The following is a 23,702-nucleotide window of genomic DNA, read 5'->3' as shown; positions in this document are numbered from 1 at the left end:
TTCCTCACTGAGCCTGCAAAAACGCCAGCACACGGTCGCTGAAATCGGCGCCGGCCTGCACGTTGGACAAATGCGCCGCATGGAACTCGGCGTACTCGGCGTCGCGCACATGGTCGCGAATGAAGTGCCCGCCGGACGGCGGCGTCACCGCATCTTCGCTGCCGGCAATCACCAGCAACGGCACGTTGATCGAAGCCAGTTGTTCACGAAAATCGGCATCTCGCACGGCCGCGCAGTTGGCCGCATAACCTTGTGGATTGGTCGCGGCGAGCATGTCGGTAATCTTCTTCGCCGCCTCGGGATGCGCTGCGGAAAAGTCCGGGGTGAACCAGCGCGCAATCGAGGCATCACGCAGTGCGACCATCGCCGCCGGGCCGTCACGCAACACGGTTTCGATGCGTGGATTCCATACCGACGGATCGCCGATTTTCGCCGCCGTGTTGCACACGATCAATTTGTGCAGACGATGGCCTGCGTTGATCCCCAGCCACTGACCGATCAGCCCGCCCATCGACAGCCCGCAGAAATGCGCGCGCTCGATGTGCAGCGCATCGAGCAGACCGAGTACGTCATGGCCCAATTGCTCGATGCTGTACGGCCCTTCGGTGACCAGCGATTGCCCATGGCCGCGCGTGTCGAAACGCAGCACGCGGTAATGCTCGGTGAACGCCGGCATCTGCGCGTCCCACATGTGCAGGTCGGTGCCCAGCGAGTTGGACAGCACCAGCACCGGCGCAGCGGCCGGGCCTTCTATTTGATAGTGCAGTTCGCCATCGGCGAGTTGAACGAAAGCCACAGCCCTCTCCTTCAGACATTCAAAGCGTTGTGTTCAGCCACCGCGCGCTCGACCCAGGCTTGCGCCTGGCCAAGGTAATGCGCGGGGTTCAGAAGATCATCGAGTTCAGCGCCACTGAGTTCGGCGGTGACTTGCGGCTCGTCAGCCAGCACCGCACGCAGATGGCGCTGCTCGGCCACGGCGCGTTTGCAGCATTGTTCGAGCAGGTGATGCGCGGTGTCGCGGCCGACGCGTTGGGCGAGGACGATGCTCACCGCTTCGGCCAGCACCAGGCCTTGGGTCAATTCGAGGTTGCGGGCCATGCGCGCCGCATCGACTTCCAGACCGTCGGCCAGCAAACGTGCCTGTTGCAGCGAACCGGACACCAGGCAGCAGATCTCCGGCAGGGTTTCCCATTCGGCGTGCCACAAACCGAGGCTGCGTTCGTGTTCCTGCGGCATCGCGCTGAACAGCGTCGACACCAGCCCCGGCACCCGCGTGGCCGCGCCGATCAGCACCGCCGCGCCGACTGGATTGCGTTTGTGCGGCATGGTCGACGAACCACCCTTGCCCGGTGCGGCGGGCTCGAACACTTCCGCCGCTTCGGTCTGCATCAACAGGCTGATGTCGCGGCCGAATTTGCCGAGGCTGCCGGCGATCAGGCCAAGCACCGCGCCGAACTCGACGATGCGGTCACGCTGGGCGTGCCACGGTTGCTCGGGCAGGGTCAGTTGCAGTTCCTCGGCCAAGGCTTCGGCAATCGGCAACGCCTGTTCCCCCAGCGCCGCGAGCGTGCCGGAGGCGCCACCGAATTGCAGCACCAGCAGCCGTGGCTTCAGTTGTTGCAGACGCTGACGGCTGCGCGTCACGGCGCCCAACCAACCGGCGATTTTCATACCGAGGGTCACTGGCGTCGCGTGTTGCAGCCAGGTGCGCCCGGCCAGCGGCGTGGCGGCGAAACGTTGTGCCTGAGCGGCGAGCGAGTCGGCCAGTTGTGCCAGTTGGTTTTCGATCAGCGCCAGCGCCTGGCGCAATTGCAAGACCAGCCCGGAATCCATCACGTCCTGGCTGGTCGCACCCAGATGCACATAGCGCTCGGCCTCGGCATCGCTCGAGGCGATCTGCTTGCCCAAGGCCTTGACCAGTGGAATCGCCGAATTGCCGGCCGTGGCAATCGCCTCGCCCAGCGCCGCGAAGTCATACAGGCCCGCGTCGCACGCTGCGGCAATCGGTGCCACGGCCGATGAAGGAATCAGCCCGACCCGCGCCTCGGCCCGGGCCAGCGCCGCTTCGAAATCAAGCATCGCCTGCACCCGGCCCTGATCGCAGAACACTTCGCGCATATCGCGGGCGGTGAAGTAGGCATCGAACAATTGATTGCCCGGTCGCTGAGTCATAAACAGTCCTTGCCGGCGCGGGCCTCGCAGCCCGCGCACATGGGTTTACAGATCGTGGTGCAAATACTTCGCCTGCTTGGGCAAACGCAGGCTGAACAGGAAAGCCACCGCCATCATCGCCGTGACGTACCAGTAGAAGGCGTTTTCCATGCCGCCAGCCTTGAGGCTCAAGGCAACGAATTCCGCCGAACCGCCGAAGATTGCATTCGCCACCGCGTAAGCCAGGCCGACACCAAGCGCGCGGACTTCCGGCGGGAACATCTCGGCTTTCACCAGCCCGCTGATCGAGGTGTAGAAACTGACGATCGCCAGCGCCAGGGTGATCAGCACGAAGGCGAGGAACGGGCTACTGATGCTTTTCAGGCTGAGCAGAATCGGCACGGTGAACAGCGTGCCGAGGGCGCCGAACCAGAGCATCGAATTACGCCGGCCGATCTTGTCGGCGAGCATGCCGAACAGCGGCTGCATGCACATATACAGGAACAGCGCGCCGGTCATGATGTAGCTGGCGGTCTTGGCGTGCATCCCGGCGGTGTTCACCAGGTATTTCTGCATGTAGGTGGTGAAGGTGTAGAAAATCAGCGAGCCGCCAGCGGTGTAGCCGAGCACGGTGATGAACGCCGCTTTGTGATCGCGAAACAGTGCAGTGATGCTGCCGGCGTCTTTGTGTGCGCGGGTTTCTTTGTTGGTGGTTTCCTTCAGCGAACGACGCAGGAACAGCGAAATCAGCGCCGCCACCGCACCGACCACGAATGGAATCCGCCAGCCGTAGGCACGCAGGTCTTCTTCAGTGAGGAACTGTTGCAGCACCACCACCAGCGACACCGCCAGCAGTTGTCCGCCAATCAGCGTCACGTACTGGAACGAAGCGAAGAATCCGCGCTGGCCCTTGAGCGCGACTTCGCTCATGTAAGTCGCGGTGGTGCCGTACTCGCCGCCGACCGACAGACCTTGCAGCAAACGCGCAAACAGCAACAGCACTGGCGCCCAGACGCCGATGTCCTTGTAGGTCGGCAAACAGGCGATCAGCAACGAGCCGAAGCACATCATCAGAATCGAGATGAGCATCGAGTTCTTGCGCCCGTGCTTGTCAGCGACCCGGCCGAAAATCCAGCCACCAATCGGCCGCATCAGGAACCCGGCGGCGAATACGCCAGCGGTGTTGACCAGTTGCACAGTGGGGTTATCGGAAGGGAAGAACGCCGGGGCAAAATAGATCGCGCAGAAGGCGTAGACGTAGAAGTCGAACCATTCGACGAGGTTGCCGGAGGAAGCGCCGACGATGGCGAAGATGCGCTTGCTGCGCTCTTCGCCGGTGTAGTGAGAGGTGGTGGTTGTCATTGTTTTTTCACTCGATAGGGACAGTCACAGTCTAGACATACTTTGCAACAGTCCCGTTCCGCATCGGATCATCACCCACGTATGGATCAGCCTTTGTGGCGAGGAGATTTATCCCCGCTCGAGTGCAAAGCACTCGCAAATCAGATACACGCGGTTCATCTGAATACCGCGCCGACTGGTTTTTGGGGCTGCTTCGCAGCCCAGCGGGGATAAATCCCCTCACCACAGGGACTCTGTCCTGCAGGGGATTTGGGGTGTTCTCTCAATAATCGAAGAACACCGTCTCGGCATCGGTGCCCTGCAGGACCACATTCCACTGGTAAACACCCGAGGCATCCTGCTTGGCCAGCAACGTTGCGCGACGCTCCGCCGGCACACATTCCAGCAACGGATCAGCCACGTTCGCCGGTTCACCTTCAAAATAAATCCGCGTCAGCAAATGCTTGACCAGACCACGGGCAAACACCAGCACCACCAGATGCGGCGCTTGGGTCGAGCCTTTCAACCCCGGCACGGTGCCCGGTTTGATCGTGGTGAAACGGAAGCGCCCTTCGGCGTCCACCGGTACCCGGCCGAAGCCTTCGAAATTCGGGTCGAGCGGTTTGTCCTGCTGATCTTCCGGGTGGTCGTACTTGCCGGCGGCGTTGGCCTGCCAGACTTCGAGCATGGCGTCGTTGACGACATCGCCATTGCCGTCGACCACCTGGCCGGTGATCGCCACGCGCTCGCCGAGGGTCAGCTCGTTGGCCAGGGTTTCGCGGTTCAGCCAGGTCAGGCCGATGTGGTAATACGGCCCGACGGTGTGGGACGTGGTCGCATAGAGCGTCATCTTATTTCTCCATCGGCGTGGCTTCACGGCCGCGCAGCACGATGTCCCAGCGGTAACCGAGGGCGTAGGACGGAATGGTTTTTTCCAGATCGAAAGCAGCGATCAGGCGTTCCTTGGCCGAAGTGTCCGGCACGCAGTTGTAGATCGGGTCATACGCCAGCAGCGGGTCGCCGGGGAAGTACATCTGCGTGACCAGACGCGTAAGAATGCTCGGCCCAAACAGGGAAAAGTGGATGTGCGCCGGGCGCCAGGCGTTGTGGTGGTTGCCCCACGGATAGGCGCCGGGCTTGATGGTCTGGAACTGGTACCAGCCATCGGCATCGGTGACGGTGCGGCCGGTGCCGGTGAAGTTCGGGTCCAGCGGCGCGTCGTGCAGGTCGCGGGCATGGTTGTAACGACCGGCGGCATTGGCCTGCCAGATCTCCACCAGAATTCCCGGCACCGGCAGGCCGTCTTCGTCGAGCACGCGGCCGTGAATGATGATGCGCTCGCCCAGCGGCTCGCCGTCGTGCTGAGCGGTCAGGTCATTGTCCTTCTCGGCAACGTGTTCGGCGCCGATGGTCGGCCCGGTGATTTCCGAGAGTGAATGGGGCAGGTGCACCAACGGCTTGGACGGCGAGCGCAGGTTGGTGGATTGATACGTCGGGTGCAGGTAGTCAGGCTGAGTGCCTGCCTGTGGGCGACGGTAACCAGGCTTGTCAGTCATTTCGCTTTCCTCAGTTCTTGTAAGTGCCGCAGTGCGTCAGACACGTTCGATGGCCAGGGCCAGACCCTGGCCAACACCGACGCACATGGTCGCCAGACCTTTCTTGCCGCCAGTCTTTTCCAGATGATGCAGGGCGGTCAGCACCAGCCGCGCACCGCTCATGCCCAACGGGTGACCGAGGGCAATCGCGCCGCCATTCGGGTTGACCTGCGGCGCATCGTCGGCCAGACCCAACTCGCGCAATACCGCGAGGCCCTGGCTGGCGAACGCTTCGTTGAGCTCGATCACGTCGAAATCGCTGACCGCGACGCCAAGGCGCTCGGCGAGTTTGCGCACCGCCGGCACCGGGCCGATGCCCATCACCCGTGGTGCGACACCGGCGCTGGCCATGCCGAGCACTTTTGCGCGGGCGGTCAGGCCGTGTTTTTTCACCGCTTCGGCCGAAGCCAGAATCAGCGCAGCAGCACCATCGTTGACCCCCGAGGCATTGCCGGCGGTGACGGTTTTGTCCGCGCCGTTGACCGGTTTCAACTTGGTCAACGCTTCAATCGTGGTATCGGCGCGCGGATGTTCGTCCTGGCTAACCACGGTTTCGCCCTTCTTGTGGGCAATCCGTACTTCAACAATTTCTTCGGCGAAGTAACCGGCGGCCTGCGCGGCGGCGGTACGTTGCTGACTGCGCAAGGCAAAGGCGTCCTGATCTGCGCGCGAGACCTTATAGTCGTCGGCGACGTTGTCAGCGGTTTGCGGCATGGCATCGACGCCGTACTGCGCCTTCATCAGCGGGTTGATGAAACGCCAGCCGATGGTGGTGTCTTCCAGTTTCATGTTGCGCGAAAACGCCGCGTCGGCCTTGCCCATCACGAACGGCGCGCGGGACATCGATTCGACGCCACCGGCAATCGCCAGCTCCATTTCGCCACTGGCGATAGCGCGGAATGCGGTGCCGATCGCGTCCATGCCCGAAGCGCAGAGGCGATTGAGCGTAACGCCGGGCACGCTGTCCGGCAGTCCCGCCAGCAGCAGCGCCATGCGCGCAACGTTGCGGTTGTCTTCGCCGGCCTGATTGGCGCAGCCGAGGAACACCTCATCGACGGCGTTCCAGTCCACCGATGGATTGCGCTCCATCAGGGCCTTGATCGGCACGGCGGCCAGGTCGTCGGCGCGCACGGCGGACAATGCGCCACCGAAGCGGCCAATGGGGGTGCGAATCGCGTCGCAGATATACACGTCACGCATCATGCTTCTCCCGGTGCCTGACCGTGGGCGGCAGCGGTGCGCGCTTCAAGATCACGCAGCGCCGTCAGCTCGACTTCGGTCGGCTCAGCGGTGGTTTCAACAGAGTCGGCAAAACGAATCGCCCAACCGGTGGCGGCGACCACTTGCTCGCGGGTCACGCCCGGATGCAGCGCGGTGACCACGAATTCGTGGGTACCCTCCTCCGGTTCCATGATGCACAGGTCGGTGATGATGCCCACCGGCCCAGCGCCCGGCAGGCCCAGCCGTTTACGCGAATCGCCACCTTCGCCGTGACCGACCGAGGTGATGAAATCGAGCTTGTCGACAAACGAACGCGCCGACTGTTTAAGGATGATCAGCACGCTTTTCGCCGAACCGGCAATCTCCGGCGCGCCACCGGCACCCGGCAGGCGCACTTTCGGCGCGTGGTAGTCGCCGACCACGGTGGTGTTGATGTTGCCGAAACGGTCGACCTGCGCGGCGCCGAGGAAGCCAACGTCGATGCGCCCGCCCTGCAACCAATAGCGAAAAATCTCACCGGTCGGCACCACGGTGTCGGCGGTCTCGGCCAGCTCACCGTCACCGATGGACAGCGGCAGTACGCTCGGCTTAGCGCCAATCGGGCCGGATTCGTAAATCAGCACCACGTCCGGCGATGAAGTCAGGCGCGCGAGGTTGGCGGCTTTCGATGGCAGGCCGATGCCGACGAAGCATACCGAGCCGTTCTTCAGTCGCCGGGCCGCCGCGACGGTCATCATTTCATTGGTGGTGTAAGTCATTACTTGGCCTCCGAAGCAGCGGCCAATTTGGCCTGGAATTCGCTGAAGTCAGCGCAGCCATGGATGTATTCGTTGATCCACGCGGTAAACGTCTCACGGTCGCGAGCGATCGGGTCCCACGCCTGATAGAAACGATTGTCACGCTCGGTGTAACCGTGGGCGTAGGACGGATGCGCGCCGCCCGGCACGTGACAGACCGCACTCAAGGCCCAGGTCGGCAGCACGCAAGCGTTCATCGGTGCGTTGAGGTCGTCGACGATTTCTTCCACGGTGACGATGCAGCGTTTGGCGGCCAGCGCGGCTTCTTTCTGCACACCGAGAATGCCCCAGAGCAACACGTTGCCCTTGCGGTCGGCTTTCTGCGCGTGAATCACGGTGACGTCCGGGCGCACCGATGGCACTGCCGCCAGCACTTCGCCGGTGAACGGACAGGTCACGGTTTTGATCAGCGGATTGACCTTCGGCAGGTCGGAGCCGGCGTAGGCACGCAGCACCGCGAACGGCAGGCCGGACGCGCCGGCAACGTAGGCGTTGGCGAGGTCGGCGTGGCTGTGTTCTTCAATTTCCAGCGCGTGCGGCCACTGCTTTTCGACCGCGTCACGCAGACGGTGCAGCGAACCCACACCTGGGTTGCCGCCCCAGGAGAAAATCAGTTTGCGCGCGCAACCGGCGCCGATCAGTTGGTCGTAGATCAGATCAGGCGTCATCCGCACCAGCGTCAGATCTTTCTTGCCTTGACGAATGATTTCATGACCCGCTGCCGTAGGGATCAGGTGAGTGAAGCCTTCGAGGGCGACGGTGTCGCCGTCGTTGACGAATTGCTTCACCGCGTCGTGCAGCGAAAGGATCTCAGCCATGGAGCGGGCTCCTGTTCTTGTAAGGAATCGCCAGTGATAAAAAGGCGCGAGGTTCAGCGCCGGAGTCACTGAAGATTAAGCTCGGGAAAATCGCCAAACAATCCGATAATCGACTGAGTGTTCGTTTATCGAACGGATTGTTGTTCAGCTAACAATCAGATCAAAAGCTTCGCGAGCAGGCTCGCTCCCACCTTGGAATGCATTCCAGAATGTGGGAGCGAGCCTGCTCGCGAAGGGGCCAGCCTGTTCAATAACGATCTGCGCCCGATTCAGGTCGCATCCGCATGACTGACCATGCCCTTGATCAGCACCGCCGCCGTCGCCAACCCCGCCGGGATCACCAGCGCGGTCAGCACTTGCTCGAAATTCCAGCCCAGGCCCAGCAAGGTTGCGCCCATCCACGCGCCGAGGATCGCGCCAAAGCGGCCGATGCCGAGCATCCACGACACCCCGGTCGCACGGCCCTGGGTCGGGTAGAAGCGCGCTGCCAATGACGGCATCGCCGATTGCGCGCCGTTGACGCACATGCCTGCGACCAGCACCAGCGTCGCCAGCAAGGTGATGTTGCCCAGGCTTTGCCCTACCGCGTAGGCAAACACCCCGGCCAGCAGGTAGAAAATGCCGATGACCTTGTGCGGATTGAAGCGGTCCATCGCCCAGCCCACCCCGACCGCGCTCAACACCCCACCAAACTGAAACAACGCACCGATGAACGCGGCCTGTTCCATGCTCGCGCCGCTGTCGCGCATCAGCGTCGGCAGCCAACTGGTCAGCAGGTAGACGATCACCAGGCCCATGAAATAGGTCAGCCACAACAGCAGCGTGCCGGTGCTGTAAGTGCCGGAGAAAATCACTGCGAAAACGTTACGCGCCTTGACGGTTTTCTGTTCCGGCACGCTGAAGCTCGCGGCCTGGGCGACGGTAACCGGGTCGATCGGTGCCAAGGTCTTGCGAACTTTGTCGGTGCCGCGGTTGCGTACCACCAGGTAGCGCGCCGATTCCGGCAGCCAGAACACCAATACCACCGCGAGGATCAGCGGCAGGATCCCGCCGATCATCAACAGCGCGTGCCAGCCGAACGCCGGGATCAGTTTTGCCGAGATGAAACCGCCGCCGGCCATGCCGAGGTTGAAGCCGCAGAACATGCTGGTCACCAGCAGCGACTTCTTGCGCTCCGGGGTGTATTCCGAGAGCAGCGTCGTGGCGTTGGGCATGCCCGCGCCGAGACCGAGGCCGGTGAGGAAGCGCAACACCAGCAGTTGTTCAACGTTGGTGCTGTAAGCCGAGGCCAGGCTGAAGCCGCCGAACAGAATCACCGCACCAACGAGTACGACTTTGCGCCCGAAGCGGTCAGCCAAAGGGCCGGAGCCGAGGGCGCCGAAGACCATGCCGATCAGCGCGGCACTCATCACCGGGCCGAGGCTGGCGCGATCAATGCCCCAGTCTTGCGACAGCGCCGGGGCGATGAAGCCCATGGCGGCGGTGTCGAGGCCGTCGAGAAATACGATCAGGAAACACAGGATCACCACTCGCCACTGATAGCGCGAGATCGGTTGGGCGTTGATAAAGGTCTGCACATCGAGGCAGTTACCCACAGCGGACTGAGGCTGGTTCATTATTTTTATTCCACGCAAAAAACGCAGTCGAACGGCGGCCGGCCAAAGGAAGGCACGGTCACAAGAATAGAAGGTTGTTATCAGGCGTTGCGGTGAACCCGGCAACAACGGGTGGGATACGGACAGTCGGGGAGCGAGCGCATGGTGAGTTGCCTCTTGTCATTATTATGGGGTCGACAGTCCGGCGAGCTCATTCACATCAGCGCCGGATGACGCTGCCGCGACATTAATGATCCGAGGGTTTTAGCGTCAATTCGATAAACGCAACACTGTGCGTTTATCGAACAGCTTCCTCAGGCGAACAACTGCGCACTGAGGTCGCGGCTGGCGCTGAGCAGGCCGGGCAGGAAGCGCTGCTCCAGCTCGGCGCGGCTGACTCGCCCGGCGTGGGTGCTGACATTCAGCGCGGCGACCACTTGCCCGGAGGCGTCGTACACCGGCACAGCGATCGAGCGCAGGCCCTGTTCCAGTTCCTGATCGACAATGCACCAGCCCTGCTGACGCACCTGCTGCAAACATTCGAGCAACGCGTCCGGGGTATGAATGGTGCGGCTGGTCTTGGCCACCAGTTCGGCGTGGTCGAGGTATTCGCCCAGGGAGGTGTCATCCAGTGCCGCTAGCAGAATCCGCCCCATCGACGTGCAATACGCCGGCAACCGCCCACCGACGGAAAGGTCGACCGAGATCAATCGCTGAGTGGTCGCCGAACGCGCGATATAGAGAATGTCATCGCCCTCCAGCGTCGCCATGTTGCAGGCTTCGTGCAATTGCTCGCTCATACGGTCGAGATACGGCTGTGCGGAAACGGCCAGCGGGGTTGAGGACAGATAGGCGTGGCCGAGGGTCAGCACTTTCGGCAGCAGCGAATAGGTGCGCCCGTCGGTGGTGGCGTAGCCGAGTTTGATCAGCGTGTGCAGGCAACGGCGCACGGCGGCGCGGGGAATTTCCGTGCGATGACTGATCTGCGCGATGGTCAGGTGGCGTTTACGTTCCTGAAACGCCTGCACCACCGCCAGACCACGGGCCAGGGACGTCATGAAATCCGGATCACCGGTCAGCGCCAGAATGCGCTTGGCCGGCGAAGCGACGATGGGCGGCGCCACCGACGTGAAGGAGTTGCGCATTTGATCGTTCATTTCTTGTCCTTGTCCGGCACGCATCGATGCCTAGTCAAACGGCTCGCCGCGCGATGCACAAGCATCGCGGCGCCAACATTGGGCGATTATCGAACCGCCGACCGATAATCGCAATCCAGCCGCCCGCCCTCCTCTTCATCCTTGAGGCAGCTTTAGCGATTCTGCTCGCAACTTAGTTGTTCCAGTTAATGGCGCCAAAAACAGAACGCCTGTTCTATAACGCGGTCTTTACACTTAACTAGCGGTAAAAGTTGCCGGTAACAAAACCCTCACACATTCAGAACCGTTTTTAACTTGGCAAAGATAGTCATTCCCGAATCGGCCGCTATAATGCACCCTAGTCGCGGCGCTTTAATCAAAAGCCCGCGACTTGCTGAAACGAGGTCCTTCGTCTCAGCTCCGGCCAGCGCCCGGCGCCCATCACACATGCAACGCCAGCGCTCGCTGAAACAGGAAACTGATGCTGCGTCAGTTTTTATCTGGTGCCGTAGCCGCCTGTAACACGGAAGTCTTGATCGCCTCTGCAATGTCTCCGCGCCTGATCGGGCTGTGGATGACTGGCGGGTTCGCTCAATTGACTCGTTGCAGTGTGTTTCACCGGATATTCAATTCAACTCATACAGGTAGCACCGTGACGAAAGACGAACTGCGCGCGGAACTAGAGCGCCAGGAACAACGTTACAAGGAAGTTTACGGCGGGGAAGTCACCACCTACGCCGCTCAGCCGGAACCGGAACGCAAGGCATGGCGCAAGCGCCCTACTGTTCAGGATCAGGTGTTCAAGCAGGAAATCGAAAAGATCGAAAAGGAACTCAAAGCCGAAGAGCCATGAGCCACGGCGGTTGAGCATTCGAAAGTCGGCGTCCGCCTGAGCCACAGCGCGGTGGAAGACGACACCTCGCGCGCCCGCTAACCGCGGGCAGCGGCTGCATCGCTGTTCTACGGCTTATGAACGAGCGTCCCACAGGTTTCAGAGATATTTCAGACAAGCGTTTGAGCCTTTGCGATGTCTGAAAAAACGGCTCGAAAATATAGTTTATTCAATAAAATCAAGTAGTTGAAAAACCCTGCGTGCTGCTTGGTTTTCACGCCCTGCAACAAATTAAATCGAAGAAGGGTGTGACCAGTGAGCAGACGGGGCATCGATTTCCTGTCTTTTCTGGCATAATCGCGCCCCCTTACGACCGGGTCAGAAAACCTTCATGATCGATTTATTCAGCGGACTGGATGCTTGGGTGCTTGTGAGCCTCTTGCTCGCCCTGACGTTTGTCCTCGCCTTCGAGTTCATCAATGGATTTCATGACACCGCTAACGCGGTAGCCACTGTTATCTACACCAAAGCCATGCCGCCACACCTGGCGGTGTTCTTTTCCGGTGTGTTCAATTTCCTCGGCGTGCTGCTGGGCGGCGTTGGCGTGGCGTATGCCATCGTCCACTTGCTGCCGGTTGAACTGCTGATCAATGTGAACACCGGCCATGGCCTGGCGATGGTGTTCTCGTTGCTCGCCGCGGCAATCGCCTGGAATTTGGGCACCTGGTACTTCGGTATCCCGGCTTCCAGCTCGCACACCCTGATCGGCTCGATCCTCGGTGTCGGTCTGGCCAACGCGCTGATCAACGACATCCCGCTGAGAGATGGCGTGAACTGGCAGAAAGCGATCGACATCGGCGCCTCGCTGGTGTTCTCGCCGATGGCCGGCTTCCTCATCGCCGCGCTGGTGCTGATCGGCCTGAAATGGTGGCGCCCGCTGTCGAAGATGCACAAGACGCCGGAACAACGCCGCAAGATCGACGACAAAAAGCACCCACCGTTCTGGAATCGTCTGGTCCTGGTGATCTCGGCCATGGCCGTGAGCTTCGTGCACGGTTCCAACGACGGCCAGAAAGGCATCGGCCTGATCATGCTGGTGCTGATCGGTATCGTCCCGGCGCAGTTCGTACTCGACCTGAACAGCACCACCTACCAGATCGAACGCACCCGCGACGCGACCCTGCACCTGAGCCAGTTCTACCAGCGCAACGCCGATTCGCTGGGTGAATTCCTGGCCCTGGGCAAGAGCGTGGAAGGCGACCTGCCGGAGAAATTCCGCTGCAACCCGCAGCAGACCGAACCGACCATCACCGCCCTGCTGCATACCCTCAAAGGTGTAGCGGACTACCATTCGCTGTCGTCGGACAGCCGCATCGAAGTGCGTCGCTACCTGCTCTGCCTGGACGACACGGCGAAGAAAGTCGGCAAGCTGCCAGGCCTGGAAGCCCGTGAAAAGGCTGACCTCGACAAGCTGCGCAAAGACCTGACCACCACCACTGAATACGCCCCGTTCTGGGTGATTCTGGCGGTCGCCCTGGCACTGGGCCTGGGCACCATGGTCGGCTGGAAGCGTGTGGTGCTGACCATTGGCGAGAAGATCGGCAAGCAGGGCATGACCTATTCCCAGGGCATGTCGGCGCAGATCACCACCGCCAGTTTGATCGGCATGGCCAACATTTTCAGCCTGCCGGTGTCGACCACTCATGTGTTGTCTTCGGGTGTGGCCGGGACCATGGTTGCCAATAAAAGCGGCCTGCAGGGTGGCACGGTCAAGACTATTCTGCTGGCCTGGGTGTTGACCTTGCCAGCGACCGTGGCGCTGTCGGCCGGGTTGTTCTGGTTGGCTTCGAAGGCTTTGGGTAGTTGATCGATTGTTGCTTGTGAAGGAGGCGCGATTCTTTGGAATCGCGCCTTTTTTGTTTTTTGGATTGGGGGCATATCCGTTGCTGCGGGTGCTGCCGCTGGCGGTTTCGCTCTTACAGCGAGTCACCTTTTTCAGACGCCAAAAAGGTAACCCAAAAGGCTTTGCCCCGGCGTACGGCCCGCTCGCTGGAGCTCGGGGTACCTTCGTTACGGGACCGATCCGGGCGCAGCGGCTCCGGTTGGCTTCGCTGCACCTACACTCGCTGTGTACGACTGCGTCGTACAGTCGCTACGCTCCCACCCCCGGATCGATCCCGTAACGAAGCCTGCCGAAGGGGCAAAAGATCAAAAGCAAAAGCCAAAGCCAGATCAAGAGCCCCTCACCCTAGCCCTCTCCCAGAGGGAGAGGGGACTGACCGAGGTGTTTGGGCGAAACACGCCGACTTGCGATACCGAGTCGAATGCAGGTTTTGAACACCGCAAAAATCGGCTCCCTCTCCCTCGGGAGAGGGCTGGGGTGAGGGGCGAATCCACCGAAAATCTCAAGCCATGCGACGCTTCTAACCACTCAACAATGAGCGCAAGCTCGAGTGCTTTTGATCTACGGGCGACGTCGGAAGGCTGAGCGGAGGGATTGATCCGGGCGTGGGAGCGCAGCGACCGTCTGGCGCAGCCAGACACAGCGGAAGGAGGTGCAGCGAAGCAAACCGGAGCCGCTGCGCCCGGATCAGTCCCGAAACGAAGGAACCCGAGCCTGCGAGGGCCGAACGCAGGAGCTAGCGTTTTTTGCTTACTTTTTTAGGCGCTTGTAAAAAAGTAAGTCGCCGTCAGGCGAAACCGCCAGCAGCCGCTACCGAAGCAACGGATATTCACCCAAACCCCCAACAGCCTGGTCGGCCCAAAGGCCGCCAAGGCACAAAAAAAAGGGGCAACCGAAGTCGCCCCAAAATGCCTTGCGTGCCCATCAATCCAGAAGAACTCACTTGCGCCGCTTATGCGCATCCTTCCAGATAAAAAATCCAAACCCTGCAAAAAACAGCACCATGAGCCCCACCGTGAGAACCCCGGCAAACACCACGTTATCGAAAAACATGACTGACCTCCCGGCCCTGCTTTGCTTTGCTGCGATGGATTCAAATTAACAAACACACAGGCGCACATATTGACCAGGATCAATATCCGCAACGAAGGGAAATAAAGGAGGGGAAATAACTGATCTGCATCAACCAATGCAGCGGGAGATCAACGCTTTTTCGGCTTGTTCTTCGACTTTTTCTTGGCTTTTCCCAACGGCATCGCCTGCTCGAAAGCCTGGCGCACTTCGTTCAGGCGCTTTTCGTTGAGGTCATGCACTCGCTTGGCGCGTTCAGTGCTGAGGTCGATCAGTTTGTCGTCTTGGCTCATGGCGTCCGGCACATCGCAGAAGAGATCACAGCTGCCGTCACCGACAGGATTGCGCCAATCATGCCGCCTGGCGCAGGCGCTGACCAGTCACTGTTCAAATCTCGATATCGACCCACAAGCCCTGACGCGGCTGATCGTCTATCAGCGGCACCACCGGCACGGTGTTATCGGCATTGAGCTCAGTGCCCGGCACGGCCAGATGCTCTTCCGGATCCTCATCGGCCTCGCGACGTCGGCGGTCACGTTCCTGTTGGCGGCGCTGTTCTTCTCGCGCCAGCAGACGATCCTCTTCCGGATCACGCTTCTGCAGATCGATCGTGCTTTCGTTGGAGCTTTCCTGCACCGGCACCACCGGCGGGATGTCCGGCCGCTGTCGGATCGGATCCTGCTGGGAAGTGATCGGCACGGCGCTCAAGGGGAGCATCGGCGGCAACATATAAAGGTCTCCTGTCTGCAGGCTATCGGCTGGGGTGCAGGCGCCTTGAGCCGCCTGTCGTAATTGTGTGATGCACCTCGCACCCGAAGGAGCTGCCGCAGGCTGCGATCTTTCATGGGACAACGCAAAACCCAAGTGTTCCCACAGATCAAAAGATCGCAGCCTTCGGCAGCTCCTACGCCAGTAATCTTTGGCCCTGAAGCCCTCATTCCGTTAAGATAGCCCGCTTTTTCAAGGTGGGAGTCAGGCAGCATGGCGCAGCAGTATCAACCGGGGCAACGCTGGATCAGTGACAGCGAAGCAGAGCTTGGTTTAGGCACCGTTCTGGCACAGGACGGCCGCTTGCTGACCGTGCTTTACCCGGCCACTGGCGAAACCCGCCAGTACGCGCTACGGAATGCGCCCCTGACCCGCGTGCGGTTCTCGCCGGGCGACTCCATCACCCATTTCGAAGGCTGGAAGATGACCGTGCAGCAGGTCGACGACGTCGACGGGCTGATGGTCTATCACGGCCTCAACGGGCAGAACGAAGTCGTCACCCTGCCGGAAACCCAGCTGTCGAACTTCATTCAGTTCCGTCTGGCCAGCGACCGCCTGTTCGCCGGACAGATCGACCCGCTGCCGTGGTTCTCCCTGCGCTACAACACCCTTGAACACACCAGCCGCCAGTTGCAGTCCTCGCTGTGGGGCCTGGGTGGCGTGCGTGCGCAACCGATCGCGCACCAGCTGCACATCGCCCGCGAAGTCGCCGACCGTATCGCCCCGCGCGTATTGCTGGCGGACGAAGTGGGTCTGGGTAAAACCATCGAGGCCGGTCTGGTGATCCATCGCCAACTGCTCTCGGGCCGCGCCAATCGCGTGCTGATTCTGGTCCCGGAAAACCTCCAGCATCAGTGGCTGGTGGAGATGCGCCGCCGTTTCAATCTGCAGGTCGCGCTGTTCGACGAAGAACGCTTTATCGAAAGCGATGCCACCAACCCGTTCGAAGACACGCAACTGGCGCTGGTCGCGCTGGAGTGGCTGGTCGACGACGAGAAGGCGCAGGACGCCTTGTTCGCTGCCGGTTGGGACCTGATGGTGGTCGACGAAGCGCATCACCTGGTCTGGCATGAAGACAAGGCCAGCGCGGAATATTCGCTGGTCGAGCAACTGGCCGAAGTGATTCCCGGCGTGCTGCTGCTCACCGCCACCCCGGAACAACTCGGTCAGGACAGCCACTTCGCCCGTCTGCGCCTGCTCGACCCGAATCGTTTCCACGACCTGGCCGCGTTCCGCGCCGAGAGCGACAACTATCGCCCGGTCGCCGAAGCCGTGCAGGAACTGCTCGACAAGGGCCGTCTCTCGGCCGAAGCGCACAAGACCATTCACGGTTTCCTCGGCAACGAAGGTGAAGCCCTGCTCACCGCCGTCAACGATGGCGACACTGAAGCCAGCGCCCGCCTCGTGCGTGAGCTGCTCGATCGCCACGGCACCGGTCGCGTGCTGTTCCGTAATACCCGCGCGGCCGTGCAGGGTTTCCCGGAGCGCAAACTGCATCCGTACCCGTTGCCGTGCCCGGACGAATACCTCGAACTGCCGCTGGGCGAACACGCCGAGCTGTACCCGGAAGTCAGCTTCCAGGCGCAGCCGGACGCCAGCGAAGAAGAGCGCTGGTGGAAATTCGATCCGCGCGTCGAGTGGCTGATCGATCAGCTGAAAATGCTCAAGCGCACCAAGGTGCTGGTGATCTGCGCCCACGCCGAAACCGCGATGGACCTGGAAGACGCGTTGCGCGTGCGTTCCGGCATCCCGGCCACGGTGTTCCACGAAGGCATGAACATCCTCGAGCGTGACCGCGCCGCCGCCTACTTCGCTGATGAAGAGTTCGGCGCGCAAGTGCTGATCTGCTCGGAAATCGGCAGTGAAGGTCGCAACTTCCAGTTCGCTCACCATCTGGTGCTGTTCGATCTGCCGTCGCACCCGGACCTGCTCGAGCAGCGCATCGGCCGTCTCGACCGGATCGGCCAGAAGCACATCATCGAACTGCACGTGCCGTACCTGGAAACCAGCCCGCAAGAGCGCCTGTTCCAGTGGTACCACGAAGCGCTCAACGCCTTCCTCAACACCTGCCCGACCGGCAACGCCTTGCAGCATCAGTTCGGCCCACGCCTGCTGCCGCTGCTCGAAGAAGCCGATGACGGCGAGTGGCAAGCGCTGATCGACGAAGCACGCGCCGAGCGTGAGCGTCTCGAAGCCGAGCTGCACACCGGTCGCGACCGTCTGCTGGAATTGAATTCCGGCGGCGCTGGCGAAGGTGAAGCGCTGGTCGAGGCGATTCTCGAGCAGGACGATCAGTTCGCCCTGCCGATCTACATGGAAACCCTGTTCGACGCGTTCGGCATCGACAGCGAAGACCATTCGGAAAACGCCCTGATCCTCAAGCCGAGCGAGAAGATGCTCGACGCCAGTTTCCCGCTCGGCGACGACGAAGGCGTGACCATCACTTACGACCGCAACCAGGCGCTGTCGCGCGAAGACATGCAGTTCATCACCTGGGAACACCCGATGGTGCAGGGCGGCATGGATCTGGTGCTGTCCGGTTCGATGGGCAACACCGCCGTCGCGCTGATCAAGAACAAGGCGCTGAAACCAGGCACCGTGTTGCTGGAATTGCTCTACGTCAGCGAAGTGGTCGCACCGCGCTCGCTGCAACTGGGTCGCTACCTGCCACCGGCGGCGCTGCGTTGCCTGCTCGATGCCAATGGCAACGACTTGTCGCCACGGGTGTCGTTCGAAACCCTCAACGATCAGCTGGAAAGCGTGCCCCGCGCCAGCGCCAACAAGTTCATCCAGGCTCAGCGCGATCAGTTGACGCCACGGATCAACGCCGGCGAAGAAAAGATCGCCCCGCGTCACGCCGAGCGTGTGGCTGAAGCGCGCCGTCGTCTGGCCGCCGACACTGACGAAGAACTGGCGCGCCTGACCGCGTTGCAAGCGGTCAACCCGACCGTGCGCGACAGCGAACTGGAGGCGTTGCGCACTCAGCGTGAGCAGGGTCTGGCGATGCTCGACAAAGCGGCGCTGCGCCTGGAAGCGATTCGGGTGTTGGTGGCGGGTTAACCGCCCCGCTCCACCGCTGAAAACCAAGAGGCCCGCAGTGATGCGGGCCGATCGTTCCCACGCTCTGCGTGGGAACGATCATGTGGGAGCGAGCCTGCTCGCGAAAACGGTCAGGCAGTCGCCGCAGAAATTTCAGGCTCAACCACCGCCACCAACCCCTCCTTCATCCGCTGTGCATCGCGAACAAAACACCGCGATGCCAGAAACAGAAAGACCATGGTCAGGAACAGCGCTACCGGGATCAGGTACATCGCGTCGTGCAGGCCGACAGCCTTGAACGCTTCGGTCATCTGCTCAGCCCCTGCCGCCAGCATCGCCGTGTGCGCGAAGTGATCCGACAGACCACCCACGACCACCGGCCCCAACCCGCCGCCGAGCAGATACAGACCGGCGAAGAACAACGCCATCGCCGTGGCCCGCAGGCGCGGTTCGACGACGTCCTGAATTGCCGTGTACACGCAGGTATAGAAGTTGTACGCGAACAGCCAGCCAACGCTGAACACCGCGACGAACACGCCGATCTCAATGCGCCCGGCATGCAGCGCCCAGGCTGTGCACAACGTCGAAATGATCAGACTGAACGCGGCGAACAACAGCCGCCCACTGGCGAAACGCTGATGGATCTTGTCGGCGATCCAGCCGCCAAGGGTCAGCCCGACCAATCCCGTCACGCCAACGATGAGACCAGTTGCCACCGCCGCCTCCTGCAACGGCATGAGGAAATAGCGTTGCAGCATCGGCACCAGAAACGAGTTGCAGGCATAGGTCGCGAAATTGAAGCACAGCCCGGCCATCACCAGCCACAGGAAGGTCGGCACAGCGAGAACGCGGCGGATCGGTTTGTCGACTTTCTCTTGCGAGACCTGCACGGTTTCAGCCGCGCCGCGTTTCGGCTCTTTGATGAAGAACATGAACACCGCGAGGATCAGCCCCGGCACGGCGGCGATGAAGAACGGCGCGCGCCAGCTGTCGAAGGCCTTGACCATCGCGCCGATGGTGAAGAACGCCAGCAGCAGCCCCAGCGGCAGGCCAAGCATGAAAATACCCATCGCCCGCGCCCGACGGTGCGCCGGAAACAGATCTCCGATCAGCGAGTTGGCCGCTGGTGCATAACTGGCTTCGCCGATGCCGATGCCCATGCGCACGATCAAAAAGCTCCAGAAACTGCCGACCATACCGTTGACCGCAGTCAGCGCACTCCAGGTGGCCAGGCCCCAGCCCATCAGTTTGCTGCGTGAACCGGTGTCGGCCATGCGCCCGAGTGGCAGGCCGGCAATGGCGTAAACGATGGTGAACGCGGTGCCGATGATGCCCAGCTGAAAGTCGCTGAGGTGCCACTCCATGCGGATCGGTTCGATGATGATCGCCGGGATGGTGCGGTCGAAGAAATTGAACAGGTTGGCGAGGAACAGCAGGAACAGAATGCGCCAGGCATTCGCCGCTTGGGTCGAGTTCTGCATGGGTCCGTCTCTTTATTGTTATGAGGGCTTCACTGCCAGCGCGTCGAGCCCGGAACCTGCAATCTAGTCAGCCGCGCGGGGGCTGTCTGTCATCATTCGTCAGCCTGATATCGACCCATCGCACTGTAACGAAACGTAAGCCCTTGATAAGTCTGGAATCCGGCGCCATACGGGGCTTTCGCGGCAAAATCCGGCGACAAAAAAATAGTTTCACACCCCCCTTCCCAACGCCATGGCAAAGCCTAGAATGGCCACCGGATCCGTCCGGATCTTCCGATCAATCCCTTTGATACCCCCGCCCATGTCCGAAGCCAGTCCGTGTCTGAATTGCGGTGCCTGCTGTTCCCATTTTCGCGTGTCTTTTTTCTGGGGTGAGTGCTCATCCTCTGGCGGGACGGTGCCCGATGAACTGGTCGCGCAGATCACCCCGAGCCGGGTGGCAATGATCGGCACCGATCGCAAACCGGCGCGTTGCATGTCCCTGGCGGGTGAGGTCGGGAGTGCCGTGGCCTGCACGATCTATGACAAGCGCTCGAGTACCTGCCGCGAGTTCGAGGCGTCGTGGGAGAACGGCGAACACAACCCGGACTGCGACAAGGCCCGCGCTGCCCACGGCCTGCCCCCCTTGCCGCCACACTGGAATAATCTGCCGCTGGAGCGCATTGCCTGAGCCTTAGCGCAAATCGCTATGAGGCTAATGGCAAAATCATTACCACCAATGTGCCACTACGCCTTGCAGCGTGAAAACCGCCTCTATACTCCATCCATTCGCCTGCGTTGATTGACGCACGGGCCAGATGAATCCGAGACGGGGCATGCTATGGAGTGGCTTGGTTTGCAGTTTGTTGCCGAGCTGCCGGCGAGCGGGCAGATTCTCCTCGATTGCAGCCACAACCCTTTGTTGGTGATGGTGGCCTATCTGGTCGCCTGCGCGGCGAGTTTCGCCACCCTGGACATGGCAGAGCGCCTGGTGCATGCCGAAGATCCGGGGTCGCGGCGAATCTGGCGCTGGATCGGCGCGACCTGCCTGGCCGGCGGCATCTGGGCCATGCACTTCATCGGCATGCTGGCCTTCCAGACCCCCATCGATATTCAGTACGACCTCGGCATCACCCTCTTGTCGTTACTGATCGCTCTGCTCGCCTCGTGGCTGGCCATGCACACTCTCAGTGAGGTGCAGCCGAGCGCGCTGCATTGCCTGAAGACCGCATGTGTCATCGGTTTGGGCATCGCTGGCATGCATTACGTCGGCATGGCCGCGATGAAGTCGAGCGCCACCGCCTACTATCAGCCAGGGCTGTTCGCGCTGTCGGTGCTGATTGCCATCGGCGCCAGTTTCACTGCACTGTGGGTAGCCCGCTATTTGAGCGAAGGCAGCGGCGTCGCGCATCAATTGCTCAAGTACAGCGCGGCGCTGATTCTCGGTGCCGGCATCATCAGCATGCACTTCACCGGCATGGCTGCGCTGGATCTGGTGCTTCCCGAAGGTGCCCTGGCAGCGAGCGGCAGTGAAACCGGGCATTTGCAGCTGGGCCTGACCGTGGCGCTGATCATCCTGTTGATTCTCGGCAGTGCGATCAGCGCCGCCCTCGCCGACAAGAAACTGCAGAACAAGGAAAACGACCTGCGCCGGGTCAACGCCCTGCTCAGCCAGCTCGATCAGGCGCGCATGTCTTTGCAGCAAGCGGCCAATTACGACGCGCTGACCAACCTGATCAACCGCCGTGGTTTCAACCAGATGTTCGCCGAAAAACTCAGTCAGAAAACCAGCGAGGGCGGCATGCTCGCGGTGATGTTTCTCGACATCGACCACTTCAAGCGCATCAACGATAGCCTCGGCCATGATGCCGGTGACGCGCTGCTCAAAGTCATCGCCCAGCACATCAAAAGCTCAGTGCGCAGCCACGAAGACGTGGTCGCGCGGTTCGGCGGCGACGAGTTTTGCATCCTCATCAGCCTGCGCGACCGCGAAGAGGCGCGCGGTATGGCGCAGCGCATCATGCACAAGATGAAAGAGCCGATCGAACTGGCCGGCCGGCGCATGGTGATGACCACCAGCATCGGCATCAGCCTGTTTCCCGAAGACGGCACTACCTGCGAAGAGCTGCTCAAACACGCCGACCTGGCCCTGTACCAATCCAAAGGCGCCGGGCGCAACGGTCTGCACTTCTTCAATTCCAGCCTGAAGACCCGCGCCAGTTTCGAGCTGCAACTGGAAGAAGAACTGCGCAGTGCGCTACGGCAAGACAACGCGCTGATGCTCTACTACCAGCCGATCTTCGAAGTGAAAACCGGACGCGTGACCAAGCTCGAGGCGCTGATTCGCTGGCAGCATCCGGTTCACGGTTTGCTCACACCGGATCGCTTCATAGGTATCGCCGAGAACAACGGTTTGATCGCCGAACTGGACAATTGGGTGCTGCGCCGCGCCTGCAAGGATCTTGGCGAGCTGTCGCGGCATGGTTGTGCCGAATTGAAAATCGCCTGGAACTGCTCGCCGCTGAATCTGGCGCGCGAAGAGCTGGCCGAGGAGATTGAGCACGCCTTGCACACGGCGGGCGTTGCCCCGGAACGCCTGGAACTGGAGGTCACCGAAAACGCCTTGATGGGCAATATCGCCGACACTCTGGTGCTGCTGCGGCAAATCCGCGCCCTCGGTGTGTCGCTGTCGATCGATGATTTCGGCACCGGCTATTCGTCGCTGGCCTACCTCAAGCGCCTGCCGCTGAACACCCTGAAAATCGACCGCTCGTTCATCCTCGACATTCCCACCGCTACGGCGGACATGGAGATCGTGCAGGCGATCATCGTCATGGCCCACACCCTGCATCTGCAGGTGGTCACCGAGGGCGTCGAGAGCCTGGAGCAATATGAGTTTCTCGAGCGTTCGGGCTGCGACTTCATTCAGGGTTATCTGCTCAGCCGCCCGGTGCCGCTGGACGAATTGCGCGCGGTGCTCGATGAAATCAACCAGCGCAAACCCGTGCTCGGGGTCAATCCGTTGAGTCTGGCGCGCGATACATTTGCACCAGCGTCGCTGGATCCTTCGCTAAAAAGCCTTGCGCCCCATGCAGGCGCATCAACTGTGCGGCCAATCCGCTGATTGGCGTCGCCGAGCCCTGCTCGCGGGAAAATTTCACTGCTGTGTCGAGATCCTTGAGCAGCGTGCGCACGTGCCACTTGACCGGTTCGAAACGGCTTTCGGCCATTTGCGGGGCAAGGATCTGCAACGGCTTCGAATCAGCAAAGCCACCGGCCAGCGCCTCGGCGATCAGGCTGGCATCGACCCCGGCCTGTTCGGCCAACGCCACCACTTCGGCAATCACCAGCGCATTGCACGCGACGATCATCTGGTTGCAGGCCTTGGTCACCTGGCCGGCGCCAACGCCGCCCATGTGCGTGACGCGCTGACCGAGGCTGAGCAGCACCGGGCGTACGCGCTCAAGATCTGCCGCTGCACCACCAACCATGATCGCCAGACTGCCGGCCTCGGCGCCGACCACGCCGCCGGACACCGGGGAGTCAAGCCAGTCCATGCCGCTTTTCTCGGCCAGCGCTGCGGCCATCTCGCGAGTCGCGGTCGGTTCAAGACTGGAGAAATCCACCAAAAGCTGGCCGTTTTTCGCCCCTTCGGCGATGCCGCCAGTGCCAAACACCACTTCACGCACCACGGCGGTATCGGCCAGACACAGCATGACGATGTCGGCGTGTGCGCACAGTTCGGCGGGGCTCGATACCTGGCGGGCGCCGGCCGCAACCAGCGGTGCGCACTTGTCCGGGTTGCGGTTCCACACCGTCAACGGGTAACCCGCCGCCAGCAGACGCCGGCACATGGGCAGGCCCATCAGGCCGATTCCGGCAAACCCCAACGAAGGTAGCGTTGACATCATTTCGCCTCTTTTCGATTAAAGATCACCGAATCATGGCCGATTCATCAACGATCAGGAAAGGATT

At 61.4% G+C, this 23,702-nt stretch carries 20 protein-coding genes; 5 read left to right on the top strand and 15 right to left on the bottom strand.

The annotated features are described in order from the left end of the window. Window positions 1-4 precede the first annotated feature (4 nt). From pcaD to pcaR, 10 genes are all read right to left on the bottom strand, one after another. The gene (gene pcaD, locus AB4N41_RS15075; RefSeq protein WP_460137847.1) at window positions 5-796 is read right to left on the bottom strand and encodes a 3-oxoadipate enol-lactonase; all 792 of its coding nucleotides are present in this window, start codon (window positions 794-796) and stop codon (window positions 5-7) included. A gap of 11 nt (window positions 797-807) precedes the next feature. After that, complete coding sequence (locus AB4N41_RS15070) at window positions 808-2,172, bottom strand: 3-carboxy-cis,cis-muconate cycloisomerase (RefSeq protein ID WP_150636440.1); 1,365 nt, start codon at window positions 2,170-2,172, stop codon at window positions 808-810. A gap of 45 nt (window positions 2,173-2,217) precedes the next feature. Next, window positions 2,218-3,513, bottom strand: a complete 1,296-nt coding sequence (locus tag AB4N41_RS15065) for an MFS family transporter (protein WP_041478914.1) — start codon at window positions 3,511-3,513, stop codon at window positions 2,218-2,220. Window positions 3,514-3,775: 262 nt separating this feature from the next. Further along, window positions 3,776-4,342 (bottom strand): protocatechuate 3,4-dioxygenase subunit alpha, encoded by a 567-nt coding sequence (gene pcaG, locus AB4N41_RS15060; RefSeq protein WP_041478915.1) that lies wholly within the window; start codon window positions 4,340-4,342, stop codon window positions 3,776-3,778. Window position 4,343: 1 nt separating this feature from the next. Beyond that, complete coding sequence (gene pcaH / locus AB4N41_RS15055) at window positions 4,344-5,048, bottom strand: protocatechuate 3,4-dioxygenase subunit beta (RefSeq protein WP_076566301.1); 705 nt, start codon at window positions 5,046-5,048, stop codon at window positions 4,344-4,346. A 36-nt stretch (window positions 5,049-5,084) separates the two neighbouring features. Then, the gene (gene pcaF, locus AB4N41_RS15050) at window positions 5,085-6,290 is read right to left on the bottom strand and encodes a 3-oxoadipyl-CoA thiolase (RefSeq protein ID WP_191622378.1); all 1,206 of its coding nucleotides are present in this window, start codon (window positions 6,288-6,290) and stop codon (window positions 5,085-5,087) included. Beyond that, window positions 6,287-7,066 carry a CoA-transferase subunit beta gene (locus AB4N41_RS15045; RefSeq protein ID WP_016771341.1) on the bottom strand — a complete coding sequence of 260 codons (780 nt, stop codon included), beginning with the start codon at window positions 7,064-7,066 and terminating at the stop codon, window positions 6,287-6,289. Before AB4N41_RS15045 ends, pcaF begins: the two co-directional genes overlap by 4 nt. Further along, a complete protein-coding gene (locus AB4N41_RS15040) occupies window positions 7,066-7,923 on the bottom strand; it encodes a CoA transferase subunit A (protein ID WP_024011937.1) in 858 nt (285 codons plus the stop codon). Before AB4N41_RS15040 ends, AB4N41_RS15045 begins: the two co-directional genes overlap by 1 nt. A 269-nt stretch (window positions 7,924-8,192) precedes the next feature. Further along, window positions 8,193-9,539, bottom strand: a complete 1,347-nt coding sequence (locus tag AB4N41_RS15035) for a 4-hydroxybenzoate transporter PcaK (RefSeq protein ID WP_073475852.1) — start codon at window positions 9,537-9,539, stop codon at window positions 8,193-8,195. 293 nt (window positions 9,540-9,832) lie between these two features. Next, the gene (pcaR, locus tag AB4N41_RS15030; protein WP_460137845.1) at window positions 9,833-10,675 is read right to left on the bottom strand and encodes a pca regulon transcriptional regulator PcaR; all 843 of its coding nucleotides are present in this window, start codon (window positions 10,673-10,675) and stop codon (window positions 9,833-9,835) included. 631 nt (window positions 10,676-11,306) lie between these two features. Here pcaR and AB4N41_RS15025 point away from each other — a divergent pair. Further along, window positions 11,307-11,507: a hypothetical protein gene (locus AB4N41_RS15025; protein ID WP_008080067.1), complete on the top strand. Its 201-nt coding sequence runs from the start codon at window positions 11,307-11,309 to the stop codon at window positions 11,505-11,507. Between the two features lie 370 nt (window positions 11,508-11,877). Continuing rightward, the gene (locus AB4N41_RS15020; protein WP_016771345.1) at window positions 11,878-13,353 is read left to right on the top strand and encodes an inorganic phosphate transporter; all 1,476 of its coding nucleotides are present in this window, start codon (window positions 11,878-11,880) and stop codon (window positions 13,351-13,353) included. Between the two features lie 975 nt (window positions 13,354-14,328). On the opposite strand, the gene ccoM is transcribed toward AB4N41_RS15020, so the two are convergent. The 3 genes from ccoM to AB4N41_RS15005 all read right to left on the bottom strand — a co-directional run bounded on the left by ccoM (window position 14,329) and on the right by AB4N41_RS15005 (window position 15,189). Next, entirely contained in the window at window positions 14,329-14,442 is a 114-nt protein-coding gene (gene ccoM, locus AB4N41_RS15015; protein WP_016771346.1) for a cytochrome c oxidase subunit CcoM, read from the bottom strand. Between the two features lie 149 nt (window positions 14,443-14,591). Then, the gene (locus tag AB4N41_RS15010; protein ID WP_016771347.1) at window positions 14,592-14,753 is read right to left on the bottom strand and encodes a hypothetical protein; all 162 of its coding nucleotides are present in this window, start codon (window positions 14,751-14,753) and stop codon (window positions 14,592-14,594) included. 94 nt (window positions 14,754-14,847) lie between these two features. Beyond that, window positions 14,848-15,189, bottom strand: coding sequence for a hypothetical protein (locus AB4N41_RS15005; RefSeq protein WP_024011931.1), 342 nt, complete (start codon window positions 15,187-15,189; stop codon window positions 14,848-14,850). Between the two features lie 252 nt (window positions 15,190-15,441). Between AB4N41_RS15005 and rapA the strand changes: the two genes are divergently transcribed. Further along, the gene (gene rapA / locus AB4N41_RS15000; protein ID WP_252868915.1) at window positions 15,442-18,288 is read left to right on the top strand and encodes an RNA polymerase-associated protein RapA; all 2,847 of its coding nucleotides are present in this window, start codon (window positions 15,442-15,444) and stop codon (window positions 18,286-18,288) included. Between the two features lie 110 nt (window positions 18,289-18,398). Here the strand turns inward: rapA and AB4N41_RS14995 are convergent, their stop codons facing one another. Further along, entirely contained in the window at window positions 18,399-19,748 is a 1,350-nt protein-coding gene (locus tag AB4N41_RS14995) for a spinster family MFS transporter (protein ID WP_217864180.1), read from the bottom strand. 301 nt (window positions 19,749-20,049) lie between these two features. On the opposite strand from AB4N41_RS14995, the gene AB4N41_RS14990 reads away from it, so the two are divergent. Next, complete coding sequence (locus AB4N41_RS14990) at window positions 20,050-20,418, top strand: YkgJ family cysteine cluster protein (protein WP_252877612.1); 369 nt, start codon at window positions 20,050-20,052, stop codon at window positions 20,416-20,418. 150 nt (window positions 20,419-20,568) lie between these two features. Continuing rightward, a complete protein-coding gene (locus tag AB4N41_RS14985; RefSeq protein ID WP_150636432.1) occupies window positions 20,569-22,851 on the top strand; it encodes a putative bifunctional diguanylate cyclase/phosphodiesterase in 2,283 nt (760 codons plus the stop codon). On the opposite strand, the gene AB4N41_RS14980 is transcribed toward AB4N41_RS14985, so the two are convergent. Then, window positions 22,742-23,638 carry an NAD(P)-dependent oxidoreductase gene (locus AB4N41_RS14980; protein ID WP_252877611.1) on the bottom strand — a complete coding sequence of 299 codons (897 nt, stop codon included), beginning with the start codon at window positions 23,636-23,638 and terminating at the stop codon, window positions 22,742-22,744. The genes AB4N41_RS14985 and AB4N41_RS14980 overlap by 110 nt on opposite strands. Between the last annotated feature and the right edge of the window lie 64 nt (window positions 23,639-23,702).

The organism is Pseudomonas sp. S2_A10, from assembly GCF_054668465.1.
Note: the sequence above shows the minus strand (reverse complement) of the source record. Positions and strands in the feature narration are given on the sequence as shown.

Bases quoted from the DNA above. Each gene is read 5' to 3' on its own strand.
- AB4N41_RS15070 (WP_150636440.1), bottom strand. From the start codon at position 2,172: ATGACTCAGCGACCGGGCAATCAATTGTTCGATGCCTACTTCACCGCC.
- AB4N41_RS15065 (WP_041478914.1), bottom strand. From the start codon at position 3,513: ATGACAACCACCACCTCTCACTACACCGGCGAAGAGCGCAGCAAGCGC.
- pcaG (WP_041478915.1), bottom strand. From the start codon at position 4,342: ATGACGCTCTATGCGACCACGTCCCACACCGTCGGGCCGTATTACCAC.
- pcaH (WP_076566301.1), bottom strand. From the start codon at position 5,048: ATGACTGACAAGCCTGGTTACCGTCGCCCACAGGCAGGCACTCAGCCT.
- pcaF (WP_191622378.1), bottom strand. From the start codon at position 6,290: ATGATGCGTGACGTGTATATCTGCGACGCGATTCGCACCCCCATTGGC.
- AB4N41_RS15045 (WP_016771341.1), bottom strand. From the start codon at position 7,066: ATGACTTACACCACCAATGAAATGATGACCGTCGCGGCGGCCCGGCGA.
- AB4N41_RS15040 (WP_024011937.1), bottom strand. From the start codon at position 7,923: ATGGCTGAGATCCTTTCGCTGCACGACGCGGTGAAGCAATTCGTCAAC.
- AB4N41_RS15035 (WP_073475852.1), bottom strand. From the start codon at position 9,539: ATGAACCAGCCTCAGTCCGCTGTGGGTAACTGCCTCGATGTGCAGACC.
- pcaR (WP_460137845.1), bottom strand. From the start codon at position 10,675: ATGAACGATCAAATGCGCAACTCCTTCACGTCGGTGGCGCCGCCCATC.
- AB4N41_RS15020 (WP_016771345.1), top strand. From the start codon at position 11,878: ATGATCGATTTATTCAGCGGACTGGATGCTTGGGTGCTTGTGAGCCTC.
- ccoM (WP_016771346.1), bottom strand. From the start codon at position 14,442: ATGTTTTTCGATAACGTGGTGTTTGCCGGGGTTCTCACGGTGGGGCTC.
- AB4N41_RS15010 (WP_016771347.1), bottom strand. From the start codon at position 14,753: ATGAGCCAAGACGACAAACTGATCGACCTCAGCACTGAACGCGCCAAG.
- AB4N41_RS15005 (WP_024011931.1), bottom strand. From the start codon at position 15,189: ATGTTGCCGCCGATGCTCCCCTTGAGCGCCGTGCCGATCACTTCCCAG.
- rapA (WP_252868915.1), top strand. From the start codon at position 15,442: ATGGCGCAGCAGTATCAACCGGGGCAACGCTGGATCAGTGACAGCGAA.
- AB4N41_RS14995 (WP_217864180.1), bottom strand. From the start codon at position 19,748: ATGCAGAACTCGACCCAAGCGGCGAATGCCTGGCGCATTCTGTTCCTG.
- AB4N41_RS14990 (WP_252877612.1), top strand. From the start codon at position 20,050: ATGTCCGAAGCCAGTCCGTGTCTGAATTGCGGTGCCTGCTGTTCCCAT.
- AB4N41_RS14985 (WP_150636432.1), top strand. From the start codon at position 20,569: ATGGAGTGGCTTGGTTTGCAGTTTGTTGCCGAGCTGCCGGCGAGCGGG.
- AB4N41_RS14980 (WP_252877611.1), bottom strand. From the start codon at position 23,638: ATGATGTCAACGCTACCTTCGTTGGGGTTTGCCGGAATCGGCCTGATG.